Here is a 20,186-nt window from a genome sequence, read left to right as displayed (position 1 = left end):
TTTATAGGAGCTGTTTTTATGACTAGTCGATCAGAGCAAATCGCCCAATTAGAGAAAGAGTGGGAACAACCTCGCTGGAAAGGTATTACTCGTCCTTATAGTGCTGAAGATGTCATTAAATTAAGAGGTTCGGTTAACCCAGAACATACCTTAGCAAGACGTGGCGCTCAAAGGCTTTGGTCATCATTAAATGGAAAATCGAAGAAAGGTTATGTTAATGCATTAGGTGCTTTAACGGGGGGACAAGCGTTGCAACAAGCAAAAGCAGGGTTAGAAGCGGTGTATCTTTCAGGATGGCAAGTGGCTGCTGATGCTAACACTGCGGCAAGTATGTACCCTGATCAGTCACTATATCCAGTTGATTCTGTTCCTAATGTTGTTCAACGTATCAATAATACGTTTAGACGCGCTGATCAAATTCAATGGTCAAATGGTATTGGTCCTCAACATAAAGATTATATTGATTTTTTCCTTCCTATTGTGGCTGATGCGGAAGCGGGTTTTGGTGGCGTATTAAATGCCTTTGAATTAATGAAGGCAATGATTGAAGCTGGTGCAGCAGGTGTTCACTTTGAAGACCAGCTAGCGGCGGTGAAAAAATGTGGCCATATGGGAGGGAAAGTACTGGTTCCAACTCAAGAAGCTGTACAAAAGCTGGTGGCTGCACGTTTAGCCGCTGATGTATCTGATGTGCCTACATTACTTGTTGCGAGAACAGATGCCGATGCGGCCGATCTTTTAACGTCAGATTGTGATCCTTATGATAGCTCGTTCTTAACGGGAGAACGCACACCTGAAGGTTTCTTTTGTACACATGCGGGTATTGATCAAGCTATTAGTCGGGGGCTTGCTTATGCACCTTACGCTGATCTGGTGTGGTGTGAAACATCACTCCCTGATTTGAAAATGGCGGCTAAGTTTGCAGAAGCAATTCACGATAAATATCCTGGAAAAATGTTGGCTTATAACTGTTCGCCTTCCTTTAATTGGAAAAAGAACCTCGACGATCGCACGATCGCGCATTTCCAAGATGAGCTTTCCGCAATGGGATATAAATTCCAGTTTATCACTTTAGCGGGTATTCACAGCATGTGGTTCAACATGTTCGATCTGGCACATGATTATGCTAAGGGCGAAGGAATGAAACACTACGTTGAGAAGGTGCAAGAAAAAGAGTTTGCTGCACTTAATCAAGGCTATACCTTCTCATCGCATCAGCAAGAGGTGGGAACAGGGTATTTCGATAAAGTAACGACGATTATTCAAGGTGGCATATCTTCGGTAACGGCACTAACAGGCTCAACAGAAGAGCAGCAATTCTAAGATCCAAAAATATCATTATCTGTTTTTGTGGTGATAATTCAGGAGCAGGATGCTCCTCTTTTTCGTGAGGTTGTTAATGACGCTAGAAGATTTAATTGCTCAAACAATTTTACAAGGTTTTGATGCCCAATATGGTCGTTTCCTTGAGATAACATCAGGGGCACAATATCGTTTTGAGCAAGCGGATTGGCATGGTGTTCAAATCGCGATGAAAGAGCGCATCCGTTTATACGATAATCATGTTGGATTAGTGGTTGAGCAACTTAAATGTATTCGACATGATATTGATAAAGAGAGTTTTTTTCTACAAAAGGTGAAAGAGAACTATACACAATTATTGCCCAATTACCCTCGATTTGAGATCGCAGAGAGCTTTTTTAATTCTGTTTATTGTCGTCTGTTTTACCATCGTGAATTGAATACAAAAAACCTATTTGTTTTTTCATCACAACCTGCTTATCGTTTTACACAAGCACCTCGACCGTTATCAAAGCCGTTTGTTATTCAGAGTGATTTACCCACATTATTGCAAGACATTTTATCACGCTTACCTTTGAGGCTACCGTGGCAAAATAAACAACGTGACATTCACTCTATTTGTAATGTACTTACCGCTCAGTTCTCTTCTGAACAATTACAGAATGCAGTATTTCATATCGCAAATGAACTCTTTTATCGAAATAAAGCGGCTTGGTTGATTGGAAAAATAGTGATTAATAATCAATATATTCCATTCTTATTACCCATTCATAATGTTGAGCAGCAATTATTGATTGATACCTGCCTTATCTCGGCAGATGAAGCAAGTATTGTCTTTGGTTTTGCTCGTTCTTATTTTATGGTTTATGCCCCTTTTCCAGCAGCATTAGTCGCATGGCTAAGAGATATATTACCAAGCAAATCTATCGCTGAGCTTTATATGTCGATAGGGTGTCAAAAACACGGTAAAACAGAATACTATCGTGAATATCTTGCCTTTATGAATTTTTCATCAGAACAATTTATTGAAGCGCCTGGTGTAAAAGGGATGGTGATGTTGGTATTTACATTACCAACTTATGATCGCGTTTTTAAAGTGATCAAAGATAAGTTTGCGCCACAAAAAACGATCACCGCAGAGCGTGTAAAAGAGTGCTATCAATTGGTTAAAGAGCATGATCGTGTTGGTCGGATGGCGGATACTCAAGAATTTGAGAATTTTGTGATCGACAAAAAAAGAATTAGTCCTGAATTAATGGCGATCCTTGAGCAAGAGATCGCTAATAAACTGGAAGATCTGGGCGATAAGATACTGATCCGCCATCTTTATATGGAACGGAGAATGATACCGCTGAATATCTATATGGAGCAGTGCGATGATAATCAACTTAAAGCCGTTGTTGAAGATTATGGGCAAGCGTTGAAGGAGCTTATTGCGGCGAATATTTTTCCTGGCGATATGCTGTTTAAAAACTTTGGTGTGACTCGGCATCATCGTGTGATTTTTTATGACTATGATGAAATCAGTTATATGACAGATATGAATTTTCGTGCGATCCCTCCAGCTCGTTATCCTGAAGATGAATTAGCGAGCGAGCCTTGGTATAGCGTTGGACTCAATGATGTATTTCCTGAAGAGTTTCGCTATTTTCTATGTAGTGATAAGCGAGTTTGCCACTATTTTGAAGCTCAACATCGTGAGCTTTTATCACCAGAATATTGGCAACAGCAACAGCAAAAAATTAAAGAAGGGTATATTGAAGATGTTTATGCCTATTCCCAAGCTAAACGATTTAATTAATAAATTATCCTAGTAAAAAGATAAAATAAAGATAGGTACAAGGGGATACCTACCTTTATGGATAAAATCTATTTTTTACAGAGATAATTAACGCTGGGTACCCGCAATAGCTTCTTTTGCCAGTTCAGTAATGCGTTGGAAATCGCCTGCTTTCACCGCATCATTAGGTACTAACCAAGAACCACCAATACAAAGCACACTTTCGAGAGCAAGGTAATTGCGGTAGTTCTCTGGTGAGATACCACCTGTTGGGCAGAAGCGAACTGATGAGAATGGCCCTGCAATTGCTTTTAATGCCTTTACACCACCATTAGCTTCAGCTGGGAAGAATTTAAATTCATTTAAACCATAACTCATGCCCAGCATTAATTCTGAAACTGTTGAAATACCGGGGATCAACGGGATCGTTCCCGCAACAGCTGCTTTGAGTAATGCTTCTGTTAATCCTGGGCTAATAGCAAATTGAGCGCCCGCTTCAGTGACTTGTGCTAATTGTTGAGGATTAATGACGGTACCCGCACCCACAATGGCTTCAGGAACTTCTTTTGCAATACGGCGGATAGCCTCAATTGCACATTCTGTACGTAATGTCACTTCTAAAACTTTTACACCACCAGCGACTAAAGCTTTAGCGACAGGGACGGCATCATCAATATGGTTGATAACAATAACAGGAACAACAGGCCCTGATTTTAGTACAGACTCTGCACTTGTATTCCAATGATCCATGATTGTATTTCCTAATCAGAAAGTGGTGAGCAAATCAATTCAATCTGCTCCTCGTTAAGTCTCAAAACTTGTCTACATTAAAAATCAATGCAGCAAGCACCTTGTTCAGCACCTGATAAATGACGGCGTAAATTAACGAATAACTCACGACCACAGCCTGTATTATTGGCACTTAAATCAGGAATTTCATCTTGGCGAGCATTTAATATTTGTTCATCGACAAGTAACGTTAGCTCACCTGTTTTACCATTAACACGAATAATATCGCCATCACGTATTTTGGATAATAAACCACCACTTATCGCCTCAGGTGTAACATGAATTGCGGCTGGAACTTTACCTGAAGCGCCTGAAAGTCGACCATCTGTCACTAATGCCACTTTATAGCCTTTATCCATTAATACACCTAAAGGTGGCATCAGTTTATGCAATTCAGGCATACCGTTCGCTTGTGGTCCTTGATAACGCACAACAACCACACAATCTTTATTGAGTTCGCCAGCTTCAAACTTAGCGGCAATATCATGTTGACTATTAAACACAACCGCAGGGGCTTCGATAATTTTATTTTCATCAGGTACAGCCGAGGTTTTCATTACGGCTCTGCCTAAATTACCTTGCATCACTTGTGTGCCACCATGCGATGAGAATGGGGTATTTATATCAGCAATCACTTCTTTATCTAAAGAACTTGTCGTGCCTTCACGCCAATCAAGTTTGCCGTCATTTAGCCAAGGCTCTAAGGTATAACGTTCAATACCAAATCCAGCAACAGTGTGTACATCACGATGAATTAAACCTTTCTTCAGTAATTCACGAATGATCAGCGCAATACCTCCCGCAGCTTGAAATTGGTTGATATCGGCGGGGCCATTAGGATAAATACGTGCAATAAGAGGAACAACTTGTGATAGTTCAGAAAAATCATCCCAATTAATCATAATTCCCGCTGCGCGTGCCATTGCGACTAAGTGCATGGTGAGATTCGTTGATCCCCCCGTTGTTAGTAGTGCAATAATGCCGTTAACAATAACTTTTTCATTAACTAATTGCCCGATAGGAAGATAATTACCTGAGTTTTCTGTTAATCGTACAATTTGATTTGCTGCTGCATCTGTTAATGCATCACGCAACGGTGTATCTGGATGGACAAAAGAAGCGCCAGGTAAATGTAATCCCATCATTTCCATGACCATCTGATTAGAGTTTGCTGTACCATAAAAGGTACAGGTTCCAATACCATGATAAGACGCGGCCTCGGCTTCTAACAAAGCATGACGATCCACTTTACCTTCAGCGTAGAGTTGGCGAATACGGACTTTTTCTTTATTAGGTAAACCGCTAGTCATGGGACCTGCTGGAACAAAAATAGCAGGAAGATGGCCAAAAGAGAGCGCCGCCATAGTCAGCCCAGGAACGATTTTATCGCAGATCCCTAAATAGAGTGCGCCATCAAACATATTATGAGATAAACCCACAGCCGCTGACATTGCAATAACATCACGGCTGAGGAGCGATAGCTCCATACCATCTTGACCCTGAGTGACACCATCGCACATTGCAGGAACACCACCTGCGACTTGTCCCACGGCACCAACGGCATGTAATGCTTTTTTTATTTTTTGAGGATAATCTTCATATGGCTTATGAGCTGACAACATATCATTGTAAGCAGTAATAATAGCGATATCATTATGAACCATATTTTTCAGGCGATTTTTATCGTCAGCCTGACAAGCCGCAAAACCATGAGCCAAATTACCGCAAGCCAATTGAGCACGATGTACTGTTTGACTTTTTGCGGTTTCAATTTTTTTCAGATAAGCACGACGAGTTTCTTGTGAGCGAGCAATAATACGTTCAGTCACTTGTTTTACGGTCTCGTTAAGGGGAACAAAGTCGTTCTGAATTGAGTCATGATTTTTAGGGGTCATAATGATGCTTCCTTTATTCACACAAGGGTGATGAGCGTTACTATTAGCTTTAAAGAGAATTGTTAAATTCGCCATAGTATTTGTTACCGGTAACATTGTTACGGGTAACAAGAAGAGTTGCAATACTCTTAATTCGTCTTAAACAACATCTGTGATCAACATCAATTTTTTAAGATGATAAGTAACAGTTTTTAATATTTGAAGAGAATAAAGAGAGAATTGTTGTTTTTTTACAAAGCTGAATCGTTTTATTATGGGAAATACCTTCCTTGTTGTTGGTTACAAGGAAGGTAGATATCGGGATTAACTTTTTACACCACCGTATTCACGGCTAATTTGTTTTGCTGCTTTGATAACCATTGCACCCAATTCGGTGATACGTGAATCCGTTATTCTAGAAACGGGGCCTGAAAGTGAAATAGCCGCGAAAGGCTGATGGTGTTCATCATAAATACAAGCACCTATACAGCGCAGACCCAAAGCATGTTCTTCATCATCGAAAGAAAAACCTTGTTTACGCGCTTGCTCTAAATTTTCTTTAAGGGAAGAAGGGAGTGTTCGGGTGTGAGGTGTATAAGCCATTAAACCTTTTTTCTGTAGCAAAGGCAGTAATTTATTTTCTGGCAAAGTAGAAAGGAACGCTTTACCTGCACCAGAGGCATGCATCGGTAATTTACCACCAATAGGAGCTGACATTCTCATTAACGCATTACATTGCACTTGATCGACAATTACCGCATCAAATTCAATTTGGTCAAGAATAGCTAGATTAACGGTTTCACCAGAGTCTTCCATCAACTGACGTAAAATAGGATGCACCATGACCAAAAGATTACGGGTTTGTAGAAAGCTACTGCCAACAATAAAAGCGTGTGTACCTACAACCCATAAGCCTAAATCTCCAACTTGACGAACAAAACCATGTTGTTGAAGTGTCGTGAGTAGGCGGTGCGTTGTGGAATTGGGTAATCCAGCTTGAAAAGCAAGATCGGTTAAGGCGATACCACCCGGAGATTCGGAAATATATTCCAATAATGTCAATCCACGACTTAACGACTGAACAGGGCCTCCTTGTGCGGTACTTTGAGTGGCAGTTGTTTTCGTCTTACGCACTTTTTTATTTGTAGGGGAAACTGTCATGCATACACTCCAGAAATGCTATCCATATTAATATCTATTATGAACTATCTCGCGTAATAAAACTCCTCTGATCACTGCATTTTTCAAAACAAAATGTGTGATTAGAGATATTTATTAAAAGCGTTTATTACTGAGTGAAAATCTCTCATCTTCGTCTTAGAAATCTTTATAAAAAGATATGGTAGGATAAAAAAACAACGGAAAATAAGCATAAAAATATTCTCGATTAAGAGGACGTAACGTGGCAAACATAAAACAACCATTGGTGGAAGCATTAGAAAAACGTATCTTAGTACTTGATGGTGCAATGGGAACAATGATCCAACAATATCAACTTACAGAAGTTGATTATCGAGGCGAGCGTTTTATTGATTGGGATTGTGATGTTAAAGGGAATAATGATCTTTTAGTCTTAACTCAACCCCAGATCATTACAGATATACATGATGCTTATTTTCAAGCTGGCGCTGATATTGTTGAAACCAACACCTTTAACTCGACGTCTATCGCGATGGCTGATTATCATATGGAGCCGCTTTGTTTTGAACTGAACGAAGAAGCGGCAAAATTAGCTAAAGCCTGTGCAGATAAATGGAGCGCCTTAACACCCGATAAACCTCGTTATGTAGCGGGTGTTTTGGGACCAACAAACAGAACAGCATCTATATCCCCTGATGTTAATGATCCTGCTTTTCGTAATATTTCATTTGATAAGCTGGTGGACGCTTATCGAGAAGCAACACGCGGATTAATTAAAGGCGGTGTTGATTTAATTATGGTCGAAACTATTTTCGACACACTAAATGCAAAAGCGGCTATTTTTGCCATTAAATGTGAATTTGAATCACTCAATACTGAATTGCCAGTGATGATTTCTGGCACTATTACTGATGCGTCAGGAAGAACGCTAACGGGTCAAACCACAGAAGCATTTTACCACTCTTTACGTCATGCCGATGCGCTCTCATTTGGTTTAAATTGCGCGTTAGGTCCTAAAGAGTTACGTCAATATATTCAAACACTTTCACAAATTTCTGAAACTTATGTCAGCGCTCACCCCAATGCGGGATTGCCTAATGCATTTGGAGGCTATGATTTAGATGCTCAAGAGATGGCTGCGCAAATTAAAGAGTGGGCACAAGCGGGTTTTCTCAATATTGTGGGTGGGTGTTGCGGAACAACACCTGCGCATATTCTCGCGATTTCACAAGCGGTAGAAGGTATTGCACCGCGAGTATTACCCTCCTTAAAAAAAGCATGTCGCCTCTCAGGTCTTGAACCATTAGTCATAGATGAGAATTCACTGTTTGTGAATGTGGGAGAACGAACTAATGTCACAGGCTCTGCTAAATTTAAGCGATTAATCAAAGAAGGTAATTATCAAGAGGCGTTAGAAGTTGCGCGTCAACAAGTTGAAAATGGTGCTCAAATCATTGATATCAACATGGACGAAGGCATGTTAGATGCGGTTGAAGCGATGACGCGTTTTCTTAACCTTATTGCTGGAGAGCCTGATATTGCTAAAGTTCCGGTAATGATTGACTCCTCTAAATGGGAAGTGATTGAAGAGGGGTTAAAATGCATTCAAGGCAAAGGCATTGTTAACTCCATTTCGATGAAAGAAGGGGAAATACCTTTTCTTGAACATGCTAAATTGGTACGTAAATACGGTGCTGCTGTTGTTGTTATGGCCTTTGATGAAGTAGGGCAAGCAGATACTCGAGAACGCAAAATTGAAATTTGTCGCCGAGCTTATCAACTACTCACAGAGCAAGCGGGTTTTCCACCTGAAGATATTATTTTTGATCCTAATATATTTGCTGTCGCAACAGGTATCGCAGAGCATAATAATTATGCTGTTGATTTTATTGAGGTCTGTGCAGATATTAAATCTCAACTACCTTATGCCTTAATTTCTGGTGGGGTATCTAACGTTTCATTTTCATTTAGGGGAAACGATCCTGTTCGTGAAGCGATCCACTCTGTTTTTCTTTATTACGCAGTAAAAAATGGTATGGATATGGGAATTGTAAATGCAGGGCAACTTGCTATTTATGACTCATTACCTGATGAGCTGCGTAATGCGGTTGAAGATGTCATATTAAATCGCCATGAAGAGAGCACTGATAATTTATTAGCACTTGCAGAGCGTTATCGTGGTAGTAAAAGCGATGAGCAAAATCATCAGTTGGCAGAATGGCGACAATGGGATGTAGAAAAACGTCTAGAGTACGCGTTAGTGAAAGGGATCACTGAATTCATTGTTGAAGATACCGAAGCGTGTCGCCAACAAACATCAAGCCCCATTGAAGTGATTGAAGGGCCATTGATGAATGGCATGAATACGGTGGGCGACTTGTTTGGTGAAGGCAAAATGTTCTTACCCCAAGTTGTGAAATCAGCTCGTGTAATGAAACAAGCCGTTGCTTATCTTGAGCCTTATATTCAGGCCTCTAAGCAAGCTGGGAGTTCAGCAGGTAAAATCTTACTGGCTACGGTAAAAGGGGATGTTCACGATATTGGCAAAAATATTGTTGGTGTTGTTTTGCAATGTAATAACTATGAGATCATCGATCTGGGAGTGATGGTGCCCTGTGATAAGATCCTACAAACAGCGATTGATGAAAAAGTTGATATTATTGGTCTTTCAGGACTGATCACGCCTTCACTGGATGAGATGGTAAATGTCGCTAAAGAGATGGAAAGACGCGGTTTCTCTCTACCCTTAATGATTGGGGGAGCAACAACATCTAAAGCGCATACCGCAGTAAAAATAGAACCCAATTACAGTCACCCTACCGTTTATGTACAAAATGCATCGAGAACTGTAGGTGTTGTTGCCGCACTATTATCTGAAACACAAAAAGCCGATTTTGTTGCTAAAACGCGTCGTGAATATGAAGTAGTACGTCAGCAATACGCCAGAAAAAAACCGCGTACACCGCCTGTTTCTTTAGAGGTTGCGCGAAAAAATGCGCTCAAAATTGATTGGCAAAATTACACACCACCAACGCCTAATCAATTAGGCGTACAAGAGATCACAGCAAGTATTGAAACCTTACGTGAATATATCGATTGGACCCCTTTCTTTATGACGTGGTCTTTAGCGGGTAAATATCCGCGAATCTTAGAAGATGATGTGGTCGGCGAAGAGGCAAAACGTGTATTTACCGATGCAAATGCAATGCTGGATAAATTAAGTCGTGAAAAATTGTTAACACCTAAAGGGATTATGGGGCTATTTCCTGCTAATCGTCTGGGTGATGATATTGTCATTTATCAAGATGAAAGTCGCCAACAAGTACTTTTGCAAAGCTGCCATTTACGTCAACAAACGGAAAAAAATGCGTTTCCTAATTACTGTTTAGCTGATTTTATTGCGCCTGTTGAAAGTGGTGTTGCTGACTATTTTGGTGCTTTTGCCATCACGGGGGGATTAGAAGAAGATGCCCTCGCAAATGTGTATGAGAATGCTCATGATGATTACAATAAAATAATGGTAAAAGCGTTATCCGATCGCTTAGCAGAAGCTTTTGCTGAATACCTTCACCAACGGGTCAGAACAACGATTTGGGGGTATAGCGCTGATGAAAACCTCTCTAATGACGAACTTATTCGAGAAAAATACCAAGGAACACGACCTGCACCAGGGTATCCAGCCTGCCCTGAGCACACAGAAAAAGCCAAAATTTGGCAATTACTCGATGTTGAAAATCGCATTGGGATGAAACTGACAGATGCGTATGCCATGTGGCCCGGTGCATCAGTATCGGGTTGGTATTTTAGTCATCCTGACAGTAAATATTTTGCCGTTGCTCAAATTCAAAAAGATCAGGTTGAAGATTACGCAAAACGCCGAGGGATGAGCGTGAGTGAGGTTGAACGTTGGCTTGCACCTAATTTAGGGTATGAACCTTAGTTTATTTTCAGAACTCAATAATGTAATAAACAGTGAGGGGATAGTAATATCCCCTTGTTATTCTCACTAGTCGATCCCATTAAAGGTGTATAAGCTATAAGCCTGTATCAGAAAAAAGGACATTACAATGAACTATACTTTGTACCTTCAGAAAACCCCACCTGCTGGCGCTGAAGTGCCTTTTCCTTCTTTAGCAAAAGGAAATTATCCGTTAAGTGAAGTTTTAATTAATGCTTTTTTAAATCTGATGCAACTCACCGGAAGTTTAGATACGGATGCTATTTTAGACGAAAAAGCCTTTGATAACATTTGGCTAAAAGCAGAAATGACACCTGCACGAATTGAAGAAGTGGGTGACTATATTTATCATCAAATTCCCACCTCTCCAGAGCCTGTGGAAGAAGAAATAGAATTATTTAAACAGGCAATGAAAGAAGAAGAGGCGTTATTAGCTAAAGAAAGTGAAAAAGAAGGTCATATCCCCATTCATAAATTTGCTACCAATGATGGTTGGATAGTGACATCAAATGAGTGTGAAATCATTGCAGCGACACTGACCGCTAAGTTACTGGAAGATAATCGCGTTTTTGTTGAAAAAATTGCGAAGATGTCACATCTAGCACATCGTTCTTTAGAAATTGCTTTAATTGATTTTGGTAAATTTAATCAATTTGCGAAAAAATATGGCGGTTATCGGGTATATTAACTGATTGAAAAGTAGGCTTCTAGAAAAAGAAGCCTACTAGAAAGTTTTAATTTTGTTTTATTTAAAATGAAAGGGTTAATTAATTTGTAAGTTCATTTCTTTTAATTTACCTACATGATGATCTACCATTTTTAAAATTTTATCATCAGATAATTTAAAATTTCTGTCGCTAAGTATATTTAATTCATGTTCATATCTGTGAGTGATATTGTTTGTGCTTTCAATAAATTTATCTAGATTATTATCATATTCTTGAAGTTTTTTTACATGTTGACTAAGTTCAGTAAGGCTCATTAAATTTTCATTATCAATTTCATGGTTATTTATTTTTGCAAGAATTTCTGATTTGTATTTGTTATATTCATTTATTTTTTCAAGGATTTTTTTACCCTTGATATCTTTAATTTCTTTTATTATTTCCTGAAAACATTGATAATGTGCGTCAATGATTTCTTTTAATTTCTTATTGGGCCCTTTTATTTTATTAAATAGCTCTTCTTTGTTTTTTAAAAGAATTTCTTTTTTACTTTTTTTACTTTTTTCACTTTTTTCACTTATTTCTTTTATCTTTTCTTTTTCAAGTGTATTTAATAGAGTATTGTATTTTTTTATTATATAAATATCTTTATTTTTGCAAAGATTATTTATTTTCATCATTGATTCAATACATTTTTGATCTAATAAATTATGATGTTCTATATCTGGAGGACAAGGTTTTTTTAGCTCAATTTTTTTCAAAATAGAGATTGTGTTTTTCTCTACTGTTGTATAAATATGATTTTAATTTTCGATCGAGGAAAGCTGATTTTTTATCTCTTTTAAAATATTCTTTGCATTAGAAGATGTTATTTTTTCTGCATTGTTTTTAATAAAGCTACAAAGGTTATCACCGATTTTCATTTTTATTACTCCATTAATAAAATTAGATTTTAATTCTAATTATTATTCAATGAAGTGCTTTAAAACTTACACCTTATTCGATAATAAAGGTTGAATTTTGAGAGAGATAAAAATTATCTCTCTCCTCCAATATAACCTTATTAAAACAACGTATCATGTAATTTACGCACAATATTATCCGCATCTTTGCCATCAACTAATAAACATAAATTATGGGTACTTGCACCATGGCTAATCATACGAATATTGTAATCTTCTAATGTACCGAAAATTTTAATACCTAAACCATTCACTTGTGAAAGAGAATTACCAATCACGGCAACTAATGCCAGATCTTCTTCTACTTCAACACGGCATAATGCGGATAGTTCTGTTAAGAGTGCATTAGTTAATAAACTCCCTGATGCGCTGGTAGTGCCCGTTGTATCAAGGGTTAAAGCAATACTGACTTCAGATGTGGTTATCACATCAACCGAAATATGGTGGCGCGATAAAATGGTAAAAATTTCAGCCAAGAAGCCACGCGCATGAAGCATTTTCAAGCTATGTAATGTGAGTAATGTTTGCTTTCTACGCAGTGCAATTGCACGGAATACAGGCGGGTTTTCTGTTTGTGCACACACTAAAGTCCCCCCTTCTTCGGGTGCCTTGCTTGAGCCAACAAAAACAGGAATACCACTACGTACAGCCGGCAATAGTGTGGCAGGGTGCAAAATTTTAGCGCCAAAAGTTGCCATTTCAGCCGCTTCATCAAAGGCAATTTGATCAATACGATGTGCCTCGGGCACTATTCTTGGATCCGTGCTGTAAATACCGGGTACATCCGTCCAAATATCCACACGAGACATCTTGAGTGCTTCGCCAATCAGTGCCGCCGTATAGTCGCTACCACCACGTCCAAGCGTGGTGGTTCTTCCTTTTGGCTCTTGACCAATAAAACCTTGAGTGACAATCACGGTTTCGTCTAGACGAGGTTGGATCAGGCTTTGTGTGAGCTCGGTAAGCTGTGCCATATCGGGTTCAGCATGACAAAATAGATCATTCGTTTTCATCACTTTTCTGACATCAAACCAATCTGCCTGTATGCCTTTTTCACGCAATAATTCAACAAATAACAAGGTTGACATTAATTCACCGTGACTGACTAATTCGTCTGTCAATGCATCGGATGTGGCAAGTGACGCTGCTTCAGAGAGCATTTCAATATTCTCAAGCAGGCGATTTATTTCTTGAGAAATAATATCTGGCTGAGAAAGTTGGTTAATAATCGCATACTCAATATCACGAACTTGTGACAGCAAAGCTTCTCGTTGTGAAAGCTCCGTACCGGCTGCAAGTTCAATTAATAAATTAGTAATCCCTGCAGATGCCGAAAGAACGACGACACGAACTGACTTTTGTTTAAGAATAATATCTGCGCATTTTTCCATTGCTGAAAAGTTAGCAACACTGGTGCCACCAAATTTAGCAATAGTGTATGGCGATGATGCAGATGAAGGCGTAGCAGTATTATCAGTCATTGTCGTATTCCTTTAGGCAAAAATGAGATGTTGGACACACTTAGGAATATCGGTTATTAAGTAGAGAGTCAATGCAGAGTGAAGAATAATCAATTTAATTAATAATCAGCTCCGCATTATCGGTTTTACCTATGTAAGTAATTAGTACTAGATTTGTTGAATGGTTTTGACCAATATCATCAAATGAGAAAGAATTGACTGTAACTATTAAATGTCAGGCTACAATTTGAGAATATTAGATTGTAATCTTAAGAGAGTATTGTGAATGAAAAATATAAACCCGACCCAAACCCTAGCTTGGAAGGCATTAGAAAACCATTTTTCGGCGATCAAAAACACCGAGATGAAAACACTGTTTGCTCAGGAACCATCACGCTTTGAGCAATTTTCAAAAACGTTTTCAGACCAAATTCTAGTGGATTTTTCAAAAAACCGTATAACGAAAGAAACATTAGAAAAATTACAGGCTTTGGCGAAGGAATGTGACGTTGAAGGTGCGATAAATAGCATGTTTACGGGTGAAAAAATCAACCGTACTGAAGATCGTGCTGTATTGCATACTGCATTACGTAATCGTAGCAATGCTCCCGTCATCGTCGATGGCAAAGATGTCATGCCAGAAGTGAATGCTGTGCTGAATAAAATGAAGATATTCAGTGAGCGAATTATTGGTGGTGAGTGGAAAGGTTATACCGGCAAGGCGATTACTGATGTTGTGAATATTGGTATTGGTGGTTCTGATCTCGGTCCTTATATGGTGACAGAAGCATTACGCCCGTATAAAAATCATCTTACTATGCATTTTGTTTCTAATGTTGATGGTACGCATATCGCGGAAACGCTGAAACAATGTGATCCTGAAACGACGTTATTCCTTATCGCATCAAAAACATTTACCACACAAGAGACCATGACAAATGCGCATTCAGCAAGAGATTGGTTCTTAGCCTCTGCGAAAGAGAGTGCATTTGTTGCTAAACACTTTGTGGCGTTATCCACAAACAGCACCGAAGTCGCAAAATTTGGCATTGATACTGCCAATATGTTTGAGTTCTGGGATTGGGTTGGTGGTCGTTATTCATTATGGTCAGCCATTGGCTTATCTATCGCATTATCTGTTGGTTATGACAACTTTGAGCAATTGCTGGAAGGTGCTCATGCTATGGATAACCACTTTAGAACAACAGAAGCTGAAAATAACATTCCAATGATCCTCGCGCTGATTGGCATTTGGTATAACAATTTTTTTGGCACAGAAACTGAAGCGATTCTGCCATACGACCAATACATGCATCGTTTTGCTGCTTACTTCCAACAAGGCAATATGGAATCTAATGGTAAGTATATTGATCGTGATGGAAACAAAGTCAATTATCAAACGGGTCCTATCATTTGGGGGGAGCCAGGTACAAACGGGCAACATGCATTTTACCAATTGATCCACCAAGGGACAAAAATCATCCCTTGTGATTTTATTGCACCTGCCATTAGTCATAACCCACTGTCAGATCATCACGCAAAACTGATGTCTAACTTCTTTGCTCAAACAGAAGCGCTCGCTTTTGGTAAAACGCGTGAGCAAGTTGATGCGGAATTTGCCGCAGCAGGAAAAGATCCTAAAACCATGGAGTATGTTGCACCTTTCAAAGTGTTCGAAGGTAATCGCCCAACTAACTCTATTCTGCTAAAAGAAATTACGCCTTATTCATTAGGTGCCTTGATTGCAATGTATGAACATAAGATCTTTGTACAAGGTGTTATTTTCAATATCTTCACGTTTGACCAGTGGGGGGTTGAATTAGGTAAACAGCTAGCTAACTGTATTCTTCCTGAATTGAAAGGTAAGGAAAGTGTTAACAGCCATGATAGCTCAACAAATAATCTAATCAATCGTTATAAAGCATGGCGTTAATCGAATAAACTGAATATAAGTAGTTGGTTAGGTAAAAAGGAGGTTCTTATAACCTCCTTTGTTTTTTGTTTAGTTAGTACTCAATCTAATTTTCTTTTAACGCTTTTTTAGATTATTTATGCGAAATGTTATCAGCTTTTAACTTCCATTAGTCACATCATGATATCCTTATGCATCATGACTCACATAAGCTAGGATCATCAAAGCGTGATGATGAATAAATGTTCAAAAAATCAATAATTACTCCTGCACCTATCCATTGGCTACCCAGTGAGGAACATGCAAGTATTCAGGAAAGTACATTAAGTTGGTTAATGGAATTAGGTTCAATGACACGGCGATTTGAACAACATTGCCAAAAAGTTACCGTAATGCCTTATCAAGAAGGATTTATTGACATTATTGAACCCGCTGATGAAAGTGCGTGTTTACCTAAAAGTCAGCGTTATTGGTTAAGAGAAGTGGTATTGTGTGGTGACGATATTCCTTGGTTATTAGGGCGGACGTTAGTACCAGAAGAGACATTGACAGGTGAAGATAGAAAACTGGTCAATCTAAGAACCGTTCCTCTTGGGCGTTATCTGTTTCAGGAAACAACCTTACGTCGCGATTTTATTCATATCGGGCAACAAAATGGGAATTGGCTACGTCGTTCTCGTTTCCAGCTTTCAGATAAACCTTTATTATTAACCGAGATGTTTCTGCCTGCATCACCTGTGTATGAGAAGTAATTAGGGGGAGCTAAAATTGGAGGGAAGTATGACGCAAAGTAAATGGCAAGCATATAGCCGTTTAATGCGTATAGATAAACCTATCGGAGCGCTATTATTACTTTGGCCAACTTATTGGGCTTTATGGATTGCTGCTAAAGGCTTTCCTGATTGGCATATTCTGATTGTCTTTACTATTGGCGTGTTCTCTATGCGTGCCGCTGGGTGTGTAATAAACGACTTTGCTGACCGGAAAATTGATGGCAGTGTTGAACGAACTAAAAATCGACCATTACCTAGTGGGGCGGTGACAGAAAAAGAGAGTAAAATTTTATTTCTCGTGTTGGTACTCTTGTCTTTTGCATTAGTCCTAACACTGAATACCATGACTATTTGGCTCTCTGTCGCAGGGCTTGCACTCGCATGGTTTTATCCCTTCGTTAAACGGTTTAGTAATTTACCTCAGCTTATTTTAGGTATGGCTTTTGGTTGGTCAATCCCGATGGGATTTGCAGCTGTCTCTGAAAGTTTGCCATTAGTGTGCTGGCTATTATTTCTTGTCAATATTGTCTGGTCTGTTGTTTACGATACGCAATATGCAATGGTTGATCGTAATGATGATATAAAAATAGGGGTTAAATCTACCGCCATTTTATTCGGTCGTTATGACAAAATTATTATTGGTATTTTACAACTGGTGATGTTGGCATTATTAGTGGGTATCGGTATTTTACTGAATCTGAAAGGTATCTACTACTGGTCAATATTGTTAGTAACCGCTCTGTTTATTTATCAACAGAAGCTTATTGCAGAGCGGGAAAGAGCTCCGTGTTTTCAAGCTTTTATGAATAATAACTATGTTGGATTTGTTTTATTTGCAGGTATTTTATTTAGTTATTTTTAAGGTAAGTAAGCGCTAAAGTATTCTCTATTATTAAGTAGAAATAAAAAGGGATAAGCAATGAGCTTATCCCTTTTCTATTTCGGTCATGGCGATATTTACTGATTATTCGTCAGCGTTAGGCTCACTCTTTTCGTTAACAGGGGGGACTGAATTGTTATCTTCAGTGATCCCCACGCTTTCAATGGTTAAGCGAATTTCTGGAGACATTAATTTTGCAATCACTTGGTAAAGGGTTGATGCATCTGCTTTTAGGATATCGTCATTATCATTGAGATACCCTTCTTCACGTAGTGTTGAAACTAAGGTAGAGAATACCGCTTTATCAAAGAATTCAGGTGCGTTGATACCATGCAAGACGGAAAGACGTTGTGCCAAGATACGGCTCTCTTTTTCCAATAGTACACGGCTAATTTCAGGCGCAAAATTGAGTAAAGAGAGTGTAATGCCATAGCGTTGTAGTGTTTCTCTGACGCTGGCAGCTAAAAGCTGTAATGGGCGGATACGCGCTGGGTTGATACGTAGTAAGCCATCACTATCACAACAAATAAGGCGCTGACGGCACAATTCTGCAATCAAAGTATTAATGACTTCAGGGAGTTCTTCTTTCTCATAACGAATAAATAGTTCTGCCTTAATAAGAGGAAAGATTAGCTCAACTTGTTTCATTAAATCATCACGATGAATTTTTTCATGATGTAAGACGATACTTGCAATTAATGACGGGGTGACCATTAAGTGAATTGTGTTATTACGGTAATAAGTCATTAATACCGCACTTTCACGAGGAAGTACCACAATATCACCCAGACTGTCTTTTTCGACTTGGAATTTATCTGATTGTAGGGCGTGCTCTAATAAAGTTTTAGCATTTTTATCTGGCACGATCATCTCTGTCGAATAAGGCACATTGCGTAATAATTGCAGATAACAATCAACTTGTTCTAACAGTTGCTCTCTTGTTAGTGCGCGCTGACGTGATGCTAACAAGGCTGTTGAGACAAGGTTGATCGCATTAATAGATGCTGCATTATTGATGTGAACCATAATGTTATCAGCCAGTGTACTTACGGTTGGATTTAACCAACTTGGGCGTTGTGGCTCAATGGGATCAATATCATCACGCCATTGTGGTACAGCCTGATTTAAATATTGTACAACAGAAATCGGCTCACCAAAGTTCACATAACCTTGACCCAGGTTACGTAATTTACGTAACCCTCTGACCATCTGCATAAAGCCTTCTTTCTCTTTTGTTGCGCCACGTAACTCTTTGGCATAGGTTGCCACTTCCATAACGTGTTCGTACCCAATGTAAATTGGAACAACAGAGATAGGGCGTGTTTCACCGCGTAACATGGCTTGTACTGTCATTGAAAGTGTTCCTGTTTTAGGATCTAACAATCGACCTGTACGAGAGCGTCCACCTTCAACGAAATATTCAATGGAGTAGCCACGTGTAAATAACTCACCTAAATATTCGCGGAAAATAGTGGAGTAAAGCTTATTGCCTTTAAAGGTTCTTCGGATAAAGAAAGCCCCTAAACGGCGGAAAATAGGACCTGCTGGCCAGAAATTGAGGTTAATACCTGCTGCGATATGTGGTGGTACTAAACCTTGATGATAAAGCACATAGGAAAGTAGTAAATAGTCCATGTGGCTACGGTGACAAGGAACATAAACGATTTCATGCCCATCTTGCGCGAGTTTACGTACTCGTTCGGCATTATAAACGTTGATACCTTGGTAGAGCTTATTCCATGTCCAACTTAATACGCGATCACTAATACGCACCGCTTCATATGAGAAATTAGCAGCAATTTCTTCCATGATATCTGTGGCATTTTTACGCGCTTTATCAAGTGAGATTTTCTTCGCTTTTGATTCATCTTCAATCGCTTTTTCAATGGCTTTTGAAGAAAGCAATTTATTGAAGAGATCTTGGCGTGCTGGCAATTTAGGGCCAACAGCCGCTAAACGTTGGCGTGAGAAGTGGATACGAGCAACACGGGCAAGTTTTCGAGCTATACTGGTGTCAGTACCGTGTTCGTTCGCCATTTCACGCATTGATACTGTGGGCGAAAAACGAACAAAACTATCACGACCTAACCAGAGGATAGCAATAAATTTCTGGATACCATTAAGCACGCGTAAATGGGGAACGCCATTATGACCTTCACGACCTGGAGAGCGTCCAAACATCACTGAAACCGGCAACATCTCAATATCAAGATGTGGGTTATTACGATGTGCATCAAGATAAGCATGGAACGTCTTCACGGAATCTTTACGAGGATCGGGGGAGTAGTAACGGAATACTCTTGGGCCGTCATCAATAAAGACATACGCAGGAAGTTTAGTTCCTCCGATCTCAATAGGTTGCAGCGGATCAGGCAATCCTAAAGAGAGACACTGCTGTCTTAATGTCAGTAAGTCAGCCTTTGAATGATAAGGCAGAACATAAAGGAAAGATCGCGACGTATCTAACCCTAATTCAGTGATAGGATCAGTCGGAACTCGTTTACTTTTTACCAGTAATTTTAGTGGTAAATTCAATGTGTTATAATATAGTTTACGCCAAGCTGACATAAATAGTTGTAGCCTCTTATTAGCAATACTTCGAAAGCATAACAGAAAGTCTTTCGTAGATCTGTGGTGCTGTGACAATATTAATAGAGAAAAGTGGCAAAATAATCGTTTGTTTTCGATAGA

At 39.2% G+C, this 20,186-nt stretch carries 13 protein-coding genes; 7 read left to right on the top strand and 6 right to left on the bottom strand.

Annotated features, from left to right (window positions below):
- Positions 1-18: 18 nt before the first annotated feature.
- On the top strand, positions 19-1,323 hold the full coding sequence (gene aceA, locus SB028_RS17745) for an isocitrate lyase (protein WP_069368342.1): 1,305 nt from the start codon (positions 19-21) through the stop codon (positions 1,321-1,323).
- A 70-nt stretch (positions 1,324-1,393) separates the two neighbouring features.
- Positions 1,394-3,103 (top strand): bifunctional isocitrate dehydrogenase kinase/phosphatase, encoded by a 1,710-nt coding sequence (gene aceK, locus SB028_RS17740; protein ID WP_171729926.1) that lies wholly within the window; start codon positions 1,394-1,396, stop codon positions 3,101-3,103.
- A gap of 87 nt (positions 3,104-3,190) precedes the next feature.
- Here the strand turns inward: aceK and SB028_RS17735 are convergent, their stop codons facing one another.
- The 3 genes from SB028_RS17735 to iclR all read right to left on the bottom strand — a co-directional run bounded on the left by SB028_RS17735 (position 3,191) and on the right by iclR (position 6,906).
- Entirely contained in the window at positions 3,191-3,832 is a 642-nt protein-coding gene (locus tag SB028_RS17735; protein WP_069368340.1) for a bifunctional 4-hydroxy-2-oxoglutarate aldolase/2-dehydro-3-deoxy-phosphogluconate aldolase, read from the bottom strand.
- 77 nt (positions 3,833-3,909) lie between these two features.
- Positions 3,910-5,766 (bottom strand): phosphogluconate dehydratase, encoded by a 1,857-nt coding sequence (gene edd / locus SB028_RS17730; RefSeq protein ID WP_069368347.1) that lies wholly within the window; start codon positions 5,764-5,766, stop codon positions 3,910-3,912.
- A 303-nt stretch (positions 5,767-6,069) separates the two neighbouring features.
- Positions 6,070-6,906 (bottom strand): glyoxylate bypass operon transcriptional repressor IclR, encoded by an 837-nt coding sequence (gene iclR, locus SB028_RS17725; RefSeq protein ID WP_069368339.1) that lies wholly within the window; start codon positions 6,904-6,906, stop codon positions 6,070-6,072.
- 241 nt (positions 6,907-7,147) lie between these two features.
- Here iclR and metH point away from each other — a divergent pair, with 241 nt between their 5' ends.
- Positions 7,148-10,825 carry a methionine synthase gene (gene metH, locus SB028_RS17720; RefSeq protein WP_069368338.1) on the top strand — a complete coding sequence of 1,226 codons (3,678 nt, stop codon included), beginning with the start codon at positions 7,148-7,150 and terminating at the stop codon, positions 10,823-10,825.
- 127 nt (positions 10,826-10,952) lie between these two features.
- Entirely contained in the window at positions 10,953-11,531 is a 579-nt protein-coding gene (locus SB028_RS17715) for a hypothetical protein (RefSeq protein ID WP_069368337.1), read from the top strand.
- A 75-nt stretch (positions 11,532-11,606) separates the two neighbouring features.
- Here the strand turns inward: SB028_RS17715 and SB028_RS17710 are convergent, their stop codons facing one another.
- Both SB028_RS17710 and lysC read right to left on the bottom strand, forming a co-directional pair.
- Complete coding sequence (locus SB028_RS17710; RefSeq protein WP_318859709.1) at positions 11,607-12,269, bottom strand: hypothetical protein; 663 nt, start codon at positions 12,267-12,269, stop codon at positions 11,607-11,609.
- A gap of 302 nt (positions 12,270-12,571) precedes the next feature.
- Positions 12,572-13,951, bottom strand: a complete 1,380-nt coding sequence (gene lysC / locus SB028_RS17705) for a lysine-sensitive aspartokinase 3 (protein ID WP_069368335.1) — start codon at positions 13,949-13,951, stop codon at positions 12,572-12,574.
- Between the two features lie 265 nt (positions 13,952-14,216).
- Here lysC and pgi point away from each other — a divergent pair, with 265 nt between their 5' ends.
- The 3 genes from pgi (at position 14,217) to ubiA (ending at position 17,477) form a co-directional block, all read left to right on the top strand.
- Positions 14,217-15,863, top strand: a complete 1,647-nt coding sequence (gene pgi / locus SB028_RS17700) for a glucose-6-phosphate isomerase (protein WP_069368334.1) — start codon at positions 14,217-14,219, stop codon at positions 15,861-15,863.
- Positions 15,864-16,084: 221 nt separating this feature from the next.
- Positions 16,085-16,594: a chorismate lyase gene (gene ubiC / locus SB028_RS17695; RefSeq protein ID WP_069368333.1), complete on the top strand. Its 510-nt coding sequence runs from the start codon at positions 16,085-16,087 to the stop codon at positions 16,592-16,594.
- Between the two features lie 28 nt (positions 16,595-16,622).
- Positions 16,623-17,477, top strand: coding sequence for a 4-hydroxybenzoate octaprenyltransferase (gene ubiA / locus SB028_RS17690; RefSeq protein ID WP_069368332.1), 855 nt, complete (start codon positions 16,623-16,625; stop codon positions 17,475-17,477).
- 102 nt (positions 17,478-17,579) lie between these two features.
- Here the strand turns inward: ubiA and plsB are convergent, their stop codons facing one another.
- Positions 17,580-20,063, bottom strand: coding sequence for a glycerol-3-phosphate 1-O-acyltransferase PlsB (gene plsB / locus SB028_RS17685; RefSeq protein ID WP_069368331.1), 2,484 nt, complete (start codon positions 20,061-20,063; stop codon positions 17,580-17,582).
- Positions 20,064-20,186 lie beyond the last annotated feature (123 nt).

The sequence above is a fragment of the Proteus vulgaris genome (assembly GCF_033708015.1).
Lineage (GTDB): Bacteria > Pseudomonadota > Gammaproteobacteria > Enterobacterales > Enterobacteriaceae > Proteus.
Note: the sequence above shows the minus strand (reverse complement) of the source record. Positions and strands in the feature narration are given on the sequence as shown.